Origin of the sequence: Mucilaginibacter sp. OK283 (assembly GCF_900110415.1) — a bacterium.
In the GTDB taxonomy this organism is placed as follows: Bacteria; Bacteroidota; Bacteroidia; order Sphingobacteriales; family Sphingobacteriaceae; genus Mucilaginibacter.
Map to the genome: position 1 here is coordinate 821,235 of NZ_FODR01000001.1, position 12,686 is coordinate 833,920.

15 protein-coding genes are annotated in these 12,686 nt (G+C 42.0%); all 15 read left to right on the forward strand.

Going from position 1 to position 12,686, the window contains the following annotated elements:
- The first annotated feature begins 226 nt into the window (after positions 1-226).
- The 15 genes from ytxJ (at position 227) to BMX56_RS03575 (ending at position 12,605) form a co-directional block, all read left to right on the forward strand.
- Positions 227-556: a bacillithiol system redox-active protein YtxJ gene (gene ytxJ / locus BMX56_RS03505; protein ID WP_090640836.1), complete on the forward strand. Its 330-nt coding sequence runs from the start codon at positions 227-229 to the stop codon at positions 554-556.
- Between the two features lie 341 nt (positions 557-897).
- Positions 898-1,221 (forward strand): ArsR/SmtB family transcription factor, encoded by a 324-nt coding sequence (locus BMX56_RS03510; protein WP_090640839.1) that lies wholly within the window; start codon positions 898-900, stop codon positions 1,219-1,221.
- A 5-nt stretch (positions 1,222-1,226) separates the two neighbouring features.
- On the forward strand, positions 1,227-1,694 hold the full coding sequence (locus BMX56_RS03515) for an SRPBCC family protein (protein WP_090640842.1): 468 nt from the start codon (positions 1,227-1,229) through the stop codon (positions 1,692-1,694).
- Positions 1,695-1,702: 8 nt separating this feature from the next.
- The gene (locus tag BMX56_RS03520) at positions 1,703-2,104 is read left to right on the forward strand and encodes a DoxX family protein (RefSeq protein ID WP_090640845.1); all 402 of its coding nucleotides are present in this window, start codon (positions 1,703-1,705) and stop codon (positions 2,102-2,104) included.
- Position 2,105: 1 nt separating this feature from the next.
- Positions 2,106-2,663: a DUF4256 domain-containing protein gene (locus BMX56_RS03525; protein ID WP_090640848.1), complete on the forward strand. Its 558-nt coding sequence runs from the start codon at positions 2,106-2,108 to the stop codon at positions 2,661-2,663.
- A gap of 33 nt (positions 2,664-2,696) precedes the next feature.
- Positions 2,697-3,278: a YdeI/OmpD-associated family protein gene (locus BMX56_RS03530; RefSeq protein WP_369829625.1), complete on the forward strand. Its 582-nt coding sequence runs from the start codon at positions 2,697-2,699 to the stop codon at positions 3,276-3,278.
- A gap of 442 nt (positions 3,279-3,720) precedes the next feature.
- Positions 3,721-4,032: an STAS domain-containing protein gene (locus BMX56_RS03535; protein ID WP_090640851.1), complete on the forward strand. Its 312-nt coding sequence runs from the start codon at positions 3,721-3,723 to the stop codon at positions 4,030-4,032.
- Positions 4,032-4,406: a response regulator gene (locus BMX56_RS03540; protein ID WP_090640853.1), complete on the forward strand. Its 375-nt coding sequence runs from the start codon at positions 4,032-4,034 to the stop codon at positions 4,404-4,406. The genes BMX56_RS03535 and BMX56_RS03540 overlap by 1 nt, the downstream gene beginning before the upstream one ends.
- Positions 4,406-6,409, forward strand: coding sequence for a chemotaxis protein CheA (locus tag BMX56_RS03545; RefSeq protein WP_090640856.1), 2,004 nt, complete (start codon positions 4,406-4,408; stop codon positions 6,407-6,409). The genes BMX56_RS03540 and BMX56_RS03545 overlap by 1 nt, the downstream gene beginning before the upstream one ends.
- Positions 6,400-6,873 (forward strand): chemotaxis protein CheW, encoded by a 474-nt coding sequence (locus tag BMX56_RS03550; RefSeq protein WP_090640859.1) that lies wholly within the window; start codon positions 6,400-6,402, stop codon positions 6,871-6,873. The genes BMX56_RS03545 and BMX56_RS03550 overlap by 10 nt, the downstream gene beginning before the upstream one ends.
- A 15-nt stretch (positions 6,874-6,888) precedes the next feature.
- On the forward strand, positions 6,889-8,448 hold the full coding sequence (locus tag BMX56_RS03555) for a HAMP domain-containing methyl-accepting chemotaxis protein (protein WP_090640862.1): 1,560 nt from the start codon (positions 6,889-6,891) through the stop codon (positions 8,446-8,448).
- A 24-nt stretch (positions 8,449-8,472) separates the two neighbouring features.
- A complete protein-coding gene (locus BMX56_RS03560) occupies positions 8,473-10,122 on the forward strand; it encodes a methyl-accepting chemotaxis protein (RefSeq protein ID WP_090640865.1) in 1,650 nt (549 codons plus the stop codon).
- A 23-nt stretch (positions 10,123-10,145) separates the two neighbouring features.
- Positions 10,146-11,003, forward strand: coding sequence for a CheR family methyltransferase (locus tag BMX56_RS03565; RefSeq protein WP_090640868.1), 858 nt, complete (start codon positions 10,146-10,148; stop codon positions 11,001-11,003).
- A 21-nt stretch (positions 11,004-11,024) separates the two neighbouring features.
- The gene (locus BMX56_RS03570; protein ID WP_090640870.1) at positions 11,025-11,507 is read left to right on the forward strand and encodes a chemotaxis protein CheD; all 483 of its coding nucleotides are present in this window, start codon (positions 11,025-11,027) and stop codon (positions 11,505-11,507) included.
- A gap of 12 nt (positions 11,508-11,519) precedes the next feature.
- A complete protein-coding gene (locus tag BMX56_RS03575; protein ID WP_090640872.1) occupies positions 11,520-12,605 on the forward strand; it encodes a protein-glutamate methylesterase/protein-glutamine glutaminase in 1,086 nt (361 codons plus the stop codon).
- The last annotated feature ends 81 nt before the right edge of the window (positions 12,606-12,686 follow it).

The following is a 12,686-nucleotide window of genomic DNA, read 5'->3' on the forward strand; positions in this document are numbered from 1 at the left end:
CATTTTTGTAATCTGCCGACCACTATCGGCAGATTTTGTGTTATAATTACGTTTGTGACAGAGTCAAGAGGTTAGAATAAAGAGTTAAGACAAAAATAAAATATTACAGTCAGGCAATGTATGCCCATGTAATATTTATAAAAACATCTTATACCTTTTAGCAGAAATTGCATACATCATTGCAGCTATCTTGATACTTGGTTCTTGATACTAAATACTAAAAAAAATGAACTGGATATTGCTTACGTCGGCCGACCAGCTGCACGAGATAAAGAACCGTAATGGTTACAGCCTGATTTTTAAACATAGCACCCGCTGCTCTATCAGTATGATGGCCAAGCGCCGTTTTGAGCTGGATTGGGAAGACCTTCCCGAAGATATGCCCCTTTACTTTTTAGACCTGATTAGCTACCGCGAGTTATCGGCCCAGGTGGCCCAGCTTTTTCATGTTCACCACGAGTCGCCGCAATTGTTACTGATCAAAGACGGCGAGTGCGTGCTTGATCAATCGCATGGCGCCATTTCTGTAGAAGAAGCGCTAAGTGTTTTAAGTTAATGTCCCTCGGCAGGCAGCCAACAGCCTGCCAACCTATAGTGCCGGCGATACAATACGTTTTTACCGACGGCAGGAGGCCCGTTTTCTTATGAAATTGGGGCTGCAATTGTTTTAGGAAGCCCGGGCTTTACCTCTCCCTGATAGTATCTGCATCAAGTTTTGTTAAAAGGCGCAGAATCCGGTGAACAATATTTTCAATATTGGATATCCGCCGGAAGCCCTGCCAGCTATTGACGTATAGAAAGTTCAATAGAAGTGTGCAAATATTTTCAAAAAAAAAATCTGAAAAAAATTGCGTAGTTAAATAGCTACATTTATATTTGTAGTCAAATAGCTACGCAATGAATTTAAGACGAGACGTGTTTCAAGCCATAGCCGATCCAACAAGAAGGGCTATACTGCTGTTGGTTGCCTCACAATCTATGACGGCAGGCGCAATAGCATCAAACTTTGACACTGCGAGGCCAACAGTTTCAAAACACCTGCAAATACTTACCGAGTGCGAATTACTTGAGCAAAAGCAAACCGGCCGGGAAATATACTATTACATTAATGCAAAAAACATGAAAGAAGTAGCCGACTTTATTGAGCCATTCCGCAAGATGTGGGATGACCGGTTTAATAAACTGGAAGATATCATGAAAAACTATCAATCAAAAAAATAGCATATATGGAACTGAAAACAAAAATAGATGCCGGGGAAGGTCAACAGTACCTGGTGATTACCAGGGAATTTGATTTGCCGTTAGAATTGCTGTTTAAAGCTCATGTAGAGCCCGAAATTGTTGAGCAATGGATGGGGACCAAGGTTTTGAAGCTCGAAGGCAAAAAGCACGGCAGCTGGCAATTCGAAACATCTGATGCCAAAGGGAACGTAGTGTTTAGGGCCAATGGGGTTATCCACGAGTTTGTTCCGGAGCAAAAAATTACCCGCACATTTGAAATGGAAAACACGCCTTTTCCTGTTCAGCTTGAGTTTTTGGAATTTGAGCGGCTTACCGATGCTACCAGTAAGATCAGCATCCGCATTGTATATAAATCAGTTGAAGACAGGAACCAATTGCTGAAGCTGCCCTTTGCCCAGGGCCTTAATATGGCGCATAACCGGTTGCAGGATATAGTAAGCAAATTAAAATAATACACATCATGACAAAAAAAAATAAAATCATTTATTGGGTTGCCACTATCTGGCTTGCATTAGGTATGGTATCAACCGCGGCAGTACAATTGCTTAAAATGAAAGAGGGGCAGGGCGGGGTTGATAGCATCATACACCTGGGTTACCCCGTCTATTTTTTAACCATAATAGGTGTTTGGAAATTTTTAGGGGTTATAGCGGTGCTGATACCTAAATTTACTTTGCTGAAAGAATGGGCTTACGCCGGATTTTTCTTTGTGACATCGGGGGCGGCATTTTCGCATATTGCGTCAGGCCATCCGGCTATTGAGATATTTCCGTCATTATTATTGTTAATCCTGACCGTAGTGTCGTGGTATTTCAGGCCTGCCGATAGAAGATCAATTCAGTTAACCAATAAAAACGAATAGCATGAATCTAAATTTGTCGCCAGAACATCGCGAAGATCTACTCAAAGTATTGGAAGCCCGCTTTGAGAAAAACAAGAGCCGCCATAGCAGTGTTGAATGGATTAATGTACAAGCAAAGCTGGAAGCGGATACAAAAAAATTATGGTCGCTTAACGAAATGGAAAAAACCGGCGGCGAACCGGATATTGTTGCTTATGATAAAAGCACAAACGAGTACATTTTTTTCGATTGCTCGGCCGAAAGTCCCAAAGGTCGCAGAAGCCTTTGTTATGACCGTGAAGCGCATGAGGCAAGAAAAGAATTTAAACCGGAAAATAACGCCGTTGATATGGCGGCTGCCATGGGTATTGAGCTTTTAACAGAAGAGCAATACCGGGAACTGCAAAAGCTTGGGAAGTTTGATTTGAAAACATCGAGCTGGGTAAAAACACCTGCCGGTATCAGGAAACTTGGCGGGGCTGTTTTTTGCGATCGCCGTTATGATACCGTATTCCTTTATCACAACGGGGCCGAATCCTATTATGCTGCCAGGGGTTTCCGTGGCTGGCTAAAAGTGTAAATTTGTGCAAGCGATAAATTTAAACCCGAGAATATGATAAATCCTAAGGTTGATTTTTATTTTAACAAAGCCCAAAAGTGGCAACAGGAACTGGAACAACTGAGAATGATTGTTCTTGACTGTGGCCTTACCGAAGAATTAAAGTGGGGCGTTCCTTGCTACACCTTTCATAAAAGCAACATTGTTTTAATACATGTATTTAAAGAATATTGCGCGGTTTTGTTTTTTAAAGGCGCGTTGTTAAATGATGCCAATGGTATTTTAATACAACAAACAGAAAATGTACAGGCGGCGCGCCAGGTGCGCTTTACCAACGTAACGGAGATAGTTGAAATAGCCTCCATCCTGAAAACCTATATTTATGAAGCTATTGAAGTAGAAAAAGCAGGTTTGAAAGTGGAGTTTAAAAAAACTGCAGAATTTACAATTTCTGAAGAGTTTCAACATAAATTGGATGGGATGCCGACCCTGAAAACTGCTTTTGATGCATTAACCCCCGGACGGCAAAGGGCATACATGCTGCATTTTTCGGCCCCCAAACAAGCCAAAACCCGGCAGGAAAGGGTTGAAAAATGCATACCGCAAATTCTTAACGGAAAAGGCTTAAATGATTAATCTTGATAACAGATAACCAATCTTTAAAGGTCATCACTGCATCATGCTGGCCTTTGAAGTTTTAAAAATGGGATTGGGAAATTAAATTCTATATACTTACCTGGTGCCATGCGTTAAATGCACCTTTTTACGGGCAGCTATAATCAACCGCCTGAAACGAGACTATAACCATTATATACTACCCAATTTGTTTTAGGCATACCATTTAAGGCCCGCACATGGGCAGTTTTTTTTGCCTGGCTTACTTGCTATCGTACCCGTCGCCATTGCAATTTTAAAATATTCTGAACTGGCCAATATCACTTCGCGGCCAAATTTTTTAACGGGTTTATACCTGTTATTTTGAAACTAAAACCTGTTTTGCTCAAAACATAACCTTGACTGCTCATTATGCGTTAAAGACCAATAAGTTAAATAAACACGCTAATTAATTGGCTTATACATGGAAAATGTTTCTTTCGAAAATACTTTAATAAGCAACACCGGTATACAGGTACTGATTAGCGGCAGCCTGGAGATCAGGGATGCTGCCGAAATAAAAAATGAGCTTTTGTTGCTCCTTACCAATCATGGCCACGTTGAGTTACTTTTTAAAAATATCGAAAAAATAGACCTCACAGCTTTACAACTGCTCATGGCCTTATCGCGAAGTGCATCAGACCAGGGCAAAAAAGTTGACTATATTTTTGAGCCAACGGCATACATCAGCGAAGTGTTAAATAATTCGGGGTTTAATAAATTCATATCTGTTTAATGAACGGTGCAAGCAAAACAGTGTTATTGGTTGATGACTCTGAAATGGTGATAAGGTTGATAAGCTCCATGCTTAAAAAAGCAGGCTACCAGGTTTTAACCGGTTGCGATGGCGAAGATGCTTTAATTCAATTTGATAAAAAAAATATCGACCTGGTGATTACCGATCTTAACATGCCCAATAAAGATGGCCTGCAACTGATTAACGAGATAAGAAACATGCAGTATTACCGCTTTTTACCTGTTGTGCTATTTGTTTCGGATAGTACCATCAGTATACGCGATTACATCAAAACTTCTGGCGCAACTGTGTTATTGAACAAAGATGCTATCAAAGAAAAATTGGTTTCCACGGTTAAAAAAATGATAGGATAATGGACCAATACCAACAAAACTTTAGCGACGATGCCATGGAGGTGATAGCCGATATGGAAAAGAGCCTGCTTTTAATGGAAACCAGTCCGGACGATCCTGCGCTGATACAGCAGGTTTTTAGGGCCATGCATACCTTAAAGGGCAATAGCTCGATGTTTGGCTTTAAGGTAATTACAGAATTTACTCACCACCTTGAATCAATATACGAACACGTACGTAGCGGGCAGAAAAAAATCACTAAAGAAATTATTGATGTTACCCTCGATTCGCTTGACCACTTAACTTACCTGGCAAAAAACCAGGGCGAATTGGATATTCAGCATCAAAAAACACACGATAGCCTTACTGCAAGAGTAGTGAAAATTTTGAAGGATATTTTGGCCGGAGTAAACATAGAAAGCAACCCGCTTGGCCCGGTTGCCCAAGCAGCAGCATATGAAAATAACGGGTTAAAAAATTATCACATCATTTTTGCGCCCGATAAAGAGATATTTTACAATGGCACTAATCCTGTTTACCTGTTAGAGGAATTGCAAACACTTGGTAACTGTACAGTTATTCCAAATATCGACGACATCCCTTCGTTGCAGGATATCGAGCCAACATATTGTTACACCTCCTGGGATATTTACCTTGCTACCGGCGTTGATATCGATACCATCAGGGAGGTGTTTGTTTTTGTTGAAGGCCGGTGCAAGCTCGAAATTAATTTAATGCCCCAGCCCGAAGAGGCCATGCTGCAGCAAAATGAGAGCGCCGGCTATCCCGAAGAAGCTAAAGATGTTGTGCCGCAGGTTTCAAAAACGGCAGCTGCAGAACCAGTCAAAAAAAACGTGATATCGAGCATCAGGGTGCCATCCGAAAGATTAGACAGCCTCATGAGCCTTGTAAGCGAGTTAATGACCTTACAGGCCAAGCTTGGCACACTTACCGACCAAAACCCGCAATCGGAGTTATTGGCAGTTACCGAAAACCTCGAGAAAATATCAACCAGGCTTCGGGACAACGCATTTAGTATGTGCCTTGTGCCTATTAAAAATATGCTCAACCCGTTTAACCGCCTGGTTAGGGACCTGGCTAACGAGTTGAATAAAGAAATAGATTTTGTTACCGAAGGCACCGATACCGAACTGGATAAAAATATCATGGAGGGCCTGGCCGACCCAATCATGCACCTCCTCAGAAACAGCATCGATCATGGCATCGAATACCCGGATGACAGGGTTAAGGCTGGCAAAAAAAGGCATGGCAAAATTTTATTCAAGGCCTTTTGCGCCGGGGTTAATGTTTACATCGAAATTCAGGATGACGGAAAAGGCATCGACCCGCAAAAAATAAGGGATAAGGCCATACAAAAAGGAATTATTGGCAAAGATGAAGTACTGAGCGAAAAAGAAATATTCAACCTTATTTTCCTCCCCGGTTTTTCAACTGCAGAACAGGTAAGTGAAATTTCGGGCCGGGGTGTGGGTATGGATGTTGTAAAACGCAGGATTGAAGATATCAGGGGGCAGATTAAAATAACTTCTCAGCCAAATACCGGCACAACCATTACTATAAAATTACCAATCACGGTATCTATTATTGATGGCCTGCTGGTAAAAATTAACGATGTTTCATTTGTTATTCCGCTGGCGGCCGTCGATCGTTGTTTTGAAGCGCCTGCCGTGCAGCAACTAAACCGCTTCAACAACCTCATCATACTTGATGGCGAACAAATCCCTTTCATCAGCTTAAGCGAAGAATTTGATGGCAAAGAAAACCTGTCGGGTTCGCAGGAAATCATATTGGTATACTACGATGAAAAAAGGGTAGCCTTAATTGTCGATAATATCGTTGGGAAATTTCAGGCCGTTTTAAAGCCGCTTGGGAGATATTTCCAGAACATGGACCACATTTCGGGGGCAACCATATTGGGGGATGGCAAAATTGCTCTTGTATTAGATACCAATAAAGTTGTTGAAGAATACTTACACCAAAAACGCCTTGCAATATGTCAATAAAACTGCAAACACAATCTTACTTAACGTTTAAGCTTCAAAACGAGCTTTTTGCTATCAATGTGGGCGATGTATTAGAAATTTTAGAAATGAGCCCTATTACTAAAGTGCCCAAATCGCCGGCATTTATGAAAGGGGTAATTAATTTACGAGGCAACATTTTGCCCGTAATGGATGCCCGCAACAAGTTTGCCATGCCCGATGCCGAATTTACTATTGATACCTGTATTGTGGTATTAAATATTGATAGCGGAAAAGAACCATTACTGGTAGGCGCCATTGTCGATTCGGTACAAAAGGTAATAGATATCCCCGATGAAGACATACAGGTTTCGGCAAGTATGGGCGCTATGTACCGCGAGGATTTTATAACCGGCATTGGAAAGGTAGAGGACAACTTTGTGATGATATTAAATATCGATAAAGTTTTCTCGGCCGACGATGTGTATGCTATTACTGAAAGTTAATTTTTAAACGTTTATATGATATTACAAAACATAAAAGTTTCGGCCAAACTTTACATCCTGGTTGGCGTCCTGTTCCTCACAATTGGGGCAATTGGTATTAACGGGCAGCTTAATTTAAAAGAAGTAAACGGATCGCTCCAAACTGTATTTGAAGACCGTATTGTGTGCCTTAAACAATTAAAAGCTGTTTCAGACATGTACCTTATCAATATTAAAGGTGTTACTCAGCAAATAAATGATGGCAGTATCAATTTTAAAACCGGCAAAAAAAGAATAGCAAAGGCGCAAAAGGAAATTAAGACTAATTGGGCGGCGTATGTAGCAACCGGCGCTATTCCCGAAGAAAAAAAACTATCGGCACAAACTACAGAGCTGATGGCCAGCACAGATGAATCGTTAGAGTCGCTTAAAGTTCTTATGGACAAAGAGGATAAGCCCGCGGTAGCGTCCCTTGCTTTCAGCGATGTTAACCCCAAAATTGATTCTATTCTCAATAATGTTAATGCGCTTGTTGATATCCAGGTTTCAGTAGCAAATGACGAATATATAAACGGCCAAAATGTATATTCAACGGCTAAAACCCATGCCTATATCGTGATATTTTCGGGCATAACCATTTCGCTATTACTGGCCTTTTTTATCATTAAAAACATCAACAGTATTGTTGCCAAGCTTAAAGACCTGGTTTCATATGCCCAGGTAGCTTCAGAAAATATTTCATCGGCCAGTTCGCAAATGAGTTCATCGGCGCAGCAAATGTCTGAGGGCGCTACAGAACAGGCTGCATCTGCCGAAGAGGTTTCGTCGTCAATGGAGGAAATAGTATCCAGCATACAGCAAAACACCGAAAACGCTTTGCAAACCGAAAAAATAGCCCTAAAGGTTGTTGAAGATATTGTTGAAGGCAACAAGGCGGTTAATATTACCGTACAATCCATGAAAGAGATTGCCGAGCGGATTTCAATTATTGGTGATATTGCCCGCCAAACCAATCTTTTAGCGTTAAATGCCGCTGTTGAGGCCGCAAGGGCCGGCGATAACGGGCGCGGTTTTGCCGTGGTAGCTGCCGAAGTAAGGAAACTTGCCGAACGCTGCCAAACTGCAGCCCATGAAATTAACAACCTGTCTAAATCGGGTGTAACTATAGCCGAGAGATCGGGTAAGTTACTCGATTTAATTGTGCCCGAAGTTCAGAAAACGTGTAAGCTGGTGCAGGAAATTAGCATATCCAGTATGGAGCAAAATACCGGCGCCAATGAAGTTAATAATGCCTTGCAGCAATTAAACCAGGTTATACAGCAAAATGCTGCAATTTCTGAAGAGATGGCTGCAAGTTCGGAAGAGCTTTCGGGCCAGGCAGATCAGTTGAAGGATATTGTAAATTTTGACATCGGAAACGATGTTAAATCCCGGACAGAGATACGACGGGTTCCGGCTGTTAAACCATACCAGAAAACTTTTGCCGGTAGCCATTATCCGGTTAAGAAGAAACCCGTACCCGAACGTTTTTATAAAGGTATCAACATAGATATGAACGGGAAAGACCCGATAGACGAAAAATATGAGAAATATTAAACCGAACTTAAACGACCAGATGTTATGAACAATATTAAAATTTCGACAAAACTATTTGTCATGGTTTTCCTCACTTCATTTACCCTTGTGGCAATAGGTTTATATGGGCTGAACAACTTAAGCAACGTAAACGGATCGCTGGAAACGGTATTTAAGGACCGCGTAGTATGCCTTAAACAGCTGACTTTAATTGACGAAATGTACGCTATAAATATTGAAGGCGTTACTCAAAAAATGAAGGACGGCGTTATTGATTTAAAAGCGGGTAAAAGAAAAATCATCAGGGCCCAGGAAGAAATTGATGCCAACTGGAAAGCCTATACAGCTACCTATGCCACACCTGAAGAAAAAAAACTGTCGGCTCAAACCGAAGAGCTGATGCGCAATTCCGACGAATCGTTGGAGTCGCTCCAGTCGATTATAGACAAAGAGGATAAAGTTGCCCTGTCAGCTTTTGCCCAAAATGAGCTATCTCAGAAAATAGACCCCATTATAAGCAATATCAACGCATTGATTGACCTACAGGTAGCGGTATCTAAAGAGGAGTATGACAAAGGCCAGGAAATATATTCAGACGCAAAAGTGCACTCTTATATTATTATATTATTTGGCATAGCCATTTCACTATCAATATCATTGCTTATTGTATACAGCATCAAAAAGGCCATTTTAAATGCAACAACAGTAGTATCAAAACTTGCCGAAGGAGATTTAACCGTTGATATTAACGTGGCTAACAATGATGAGATTGGCTTTTTGCTGGAAGATTTAAAAGGCATGATCAATAAGTTTAAAAATGTTATTTCGTACGTAAGCTCGGCTTCTGATAATATTGTGGCGGCAAGCCAGGAGTTAAGCTCATCGTCGCAGCAAATGTCTGAAGGGGCTACCGAACAGGCTGCCGCTACCGAACAGGTTTCGTCGTCGATGGAAGAGATGGTGGCAAGCGTACAGCAAAACACCAACAACGCCCATCAAACAGAAAAAATAGCCATTAAGGCCTCGGCCGATGCCCAGGATGGCAGTGTTGCTGTTAATGAAGCGGTTAGCTCGATGAAGCTTATTGCCGAGAAAATTACCATTATAAGCGATATAGCGCGGCAAACAAATATACTTGCCCTTAACGCTGCCGTTGAGGCCGCGCGCGCCGGCGACCAGGGACGGGGCTTTGCCGTTGTTGCAGCCGAGGTAAGGAAACTGGCAGAAAAATCGCAGGTTGCCGCAACCGAGATTAATGAACTTTCAAAATCGAGCGTTACCATTGCCGAAAAATCGGGCAGGCTCCTGGGCGAAATTGTGCCTAATATTCAGCATACGGCCAAACTGGTTGAAGAAATTAACGCGTCAAGTTCTGAACAGAACCTGGGCGCGGGCCAAATCAATAGCGCCTTGCAACAACTAAACCAGGTTACCCAGCAAAATGCCGCTACCTCCGAAGAGATGGCTGCCAGCGCCGAAGAGCTTTCATCCCAGGCCGATCAGCTAAAGGAAATTATTTCATTTTTCAGGTTCGAAAACGGCTCAAAATACAAGGCGTCAATTGCCCAGCCTAACTCGTTAACAAGGCCCAGGAGGAATACAGCCAAAGTAAGCCATCTTCCAAAATACAAATCATCCTCAAACGGGGTTAGCTTGAACATGGATAGCCTTGATGCCGATTATGAAAAGTTTTAACATGATGTTTTGAGCTGTCCCGTATGGTATATTTTAATATTGATAGTTTTGATAATTCCAAAATGACCGACCTGGACTTTAACAGGCTAAGTACATTTATTTATACCAATTATGGAATTAAGTTGCCGCCATCAAAAAAAATAATGCTGGAGGGACGTTTGCTTAAACGGCTCAGAACTTTAAATATACCATCATATAAAAAGTATTGCGAGTTTATATTCAGCAACGAAGGCCAGCGTTCTGAACTTATTCACATGATTGATGTGGTGACTACCAATAAAACCGATTTTTTCAGGGAATCTGTACACTTTGATTATTTATCAAATAACATATTGCCCGGGGTTTTTCGCGATTATTCCGCCGCAAAACCTTTTAAGGTATGGAGCGCCGGCTGCTCTACCGGCGAAGAGCCCTATACATTGGCCATGGTTTTAAGCCTGTTTGCCGAAACACATATGGGTTTTAGCTTTAATGTATGGGGTACCGATATTTCGAGCAGGGTTTTGCAGGCTGCGGCATTAGCGGTATATACCGAAGATAAAGTGGCCCCCGTGCCAATTGCATTAAAACGCCAGTTCCTGCTTAAAAGCAAGGATGTGCATAACAAAACTGTGCGCATTGTACCCCAGTTACGGGAAAAAGTAAAGTTTGGCCGTTTAAATTTCATCGACGAAGATTTTGGCCCGATAGCAAATTTCAATGTCATTTTCTGCCGCAATGTTTTGATTTATTTTGACCGGCCAACACAGGAAAAAGTTATTCTGAAGCTATGTTCGAAATTAGAGCCGGGAGGGTATTTGTTCCTGGGCCATTCAGAATCCGTGTCGAATATGAATTTACCATTAACGCAAATACGCCCCAATATTTTTAAAAGGAAATAAACGGCCACTATTATTTTTATAATGGATAGATATTATTTATACCCCGGGTCGATTTTTGCGAGCAGAAAGCCTCACATTGTCGATACTATTTTAGGCTCATGTGTAGCAGTGGCCCTTTGGGACCCGGTATTGGAATTTGGAAGTATTAACCATTATATGCTGCCGTACTGGAATGGTGAAGGCACACCATCAAATAAGTATGGCGACATTGCCATCCCGGCTATTATTAATAAAATGCTGGCCTTGGGCAGCAATAAAAGTAATTTAAGGGCCAAGGTATTCGGAGGTTGCGAAACTGGCGCCCCCAATGGCGTATTCCATATTGGCGAACGCAATATCGGGCTGGCTATTGAGGTGTTAAAAAAGGAGCAAATACCGGTTTTAAGCCATAATGTTGGAGGATACCGTGGGCGGAAGGTTTTATTTTACTCGGAAAGTGGTAAGGTAATGATCAAATATATTAAACAAAACTTTCCTGATCAGCAAATAGATACCAAGGGCTAATACCTCACCCGTATGAAGAATAAAATTAAAGTTCTTATTGTTGACGACTCTGCCATATTCAGGCAATTGCTGGGCAAAATTTTAAGCGCCGACCCGGTAATTGAAGTTATGGCCACAGCAGCCGACCCATATATTGCAGCAAGCAAAATGACCATGCAGGTTCCGGATGTTATTACCCTTGATTTGGAAATGCCCCGCATGGATGGGATTACCTTTCTTAAAAAAATAATGTCCCAGCACCCTATTCCGGTCATCATTATAACCGGGCACACCGGGAGGGATATGGAAGTAACGCTGAAAGCATTGGAGTACGGTGCTGTTGAGGTACTTACAAAAGAGATGTTTAACGAGCACGCCCTCACTAATGAAGTCAGAAGCCGGATTTGCGAAATTGTTAAATCGGCAGCACTTACCAAAATTGCCCGCAAATCCATTGCCGAAAAACCTTCGGTGGTGCCTAAATTATCAGCCGATGCCGTGCTGCAATACGTTAAACCTAAAAACCAAAGCATTATTAGTGATAAAGTAATTGCAGTAGGGGCATCAACCGGCGGTACCGAAGCCATAAGGGTATTTTTAGAAGGCCTCCCGGTTGATATTCCGGGTATTGTAATAGTACAGCACATGCCCGAAAACTTTACCCGCCTGTTTGCCGAGCGGCTGGACGGTTTATGTAAGATTGGCGTTAAGGAAGCAGAAGACGGAGACCTGGTTAAGCCCGGCATGGCCTTAATAGCCCCCGGGAACCGCCACCTTTTACTTAAAAGAAGAGGATCGCAATATTATGTTGAGTTGAGTGATAGTCCGCTGGTAAACCGGCATCGCCCGGCTGTGGATGTATTATTCCGCTCTACAGCTATTTATGCCGGGCAAAATGGCATCGGAATAATTTTAACAGGCATGGGCGACGATGGTGCGCGGGGCTTACTTGAAATTAAGCAGGCAGGCGGTAAAACCATAGCACAGGATGAAAGTTCCTGTGTTGTGTTCGGAATGCCAAAGGAAGCTATTTTGCTGAATGCTGCCGATAAGATTTTACCGTTAAAAGATATTTCGCGATACGTAGTCCAACTGGTGAACGACAAGAGGTTTGTTTAAACAGAGGCTAATTGCATTAAAGCCTGAAAATTAAATGCGGCAGATGTAATTCCTCGTCAGCATAAAAACAGCTAAATTGCC

Coding starts and splice junctions, on each gene's coding strand:
- ytxJ (WP_090640836.1), top strand. CDS start 227: ATGAACTGGATATTGCTTACGTCGGCCGACCAGCTGCACGAGATAAAG.
- BMX56_RS03510 (WP_090640839.1), top strand. CDS start 898: ATGAATTTAAGACGAGACGTGTTTCAAGCCATAGCCGATCCAACAAGA.
- BMX56_RS03515 (WP_090640842.1), top strand. CDS start 1,227: ATGGAACTGAAAACAAAAATAGATGCCGGGGAAGGTCAACAGTACCTG.
- BMX56_RS03520 (WP_090640845.1), top strand. CDS start 1,703: ATGACAAAAAAAAATAAAATCATTTATTGGGTTGCCACTATCTGGCTT.
- BMX56_RS03525 (WP_090640848.1), top strand. CDS start 2,106: ATGAATCTAAATTTGTCGCCAGAACATCGCGAAGATCTACTCAAAGTA.
- BMX56_RS03530 (WP_369829625.1), top strand. CDS start 2,697: ATGATAAATCCTAAGGTTGATTTTTATTTTAACAAAGCCCAAAAGTGG.
- BMX56_RS03535 (WP_090640851.1), top strand. CDS start 3,721: ATGGAAAATGTTTCTTTCGAAAATACTTTAATAAGCAACACCGGTATA.
- BMX56_RS03540 (WP_090640853.1), top strand. CDS start 4,032: ATGAACGGTGCAAGCAAAACAGTGTTATTGGTTGATGACTCTGAAATG.
- BMX56_RS03545 (WP_090640856.1), top strand. CDS start 4,406: ATGGACCAATACCAACAAAACTTTAGCGACGATGCCATGGAGGTGATA.
- BMX56_RS03550 (WP_090640859.1), top strand. CDS start 6,400: ATGTCAATAAAACTGCAAACACAATCTTACTTAACGTTTAAGCTTCAA.
- BMX56_RS03555 (WP_090640862.1), top strand. CDS start 6,889: ATGATATTACAAAACATAAAAGTTTCGGCCAAACTTTACATCCTGGTT.
- BMX56_RS03560 (WP_090640865.1), top strand. CDS start 8,473: ATGAACAATATTAAAATTTCGACAAAACTATTTGTCATGGTTTTCCTC.
- BMX56_RS03565 (WP_090640868.1), top strand. CDS start 10,146: ATGGTATATTTTAATATTGATAGTTTTGATAATTCCAAAATGACCGAC.
- BMX56_RS03570 (WP_090640870.1), top strand. CDS start 11,025: ATGGATAGATATTATTTATACCCCGGGTCGATTTTTGCGAGCAGAAAG.
- BMX56_RS03575 (WP_090640872.1), top strand. CDS start 11,520: ATGAAGAATAAAATTAAAGTTCTTATTGTTGACGACTCTGCCATATTC.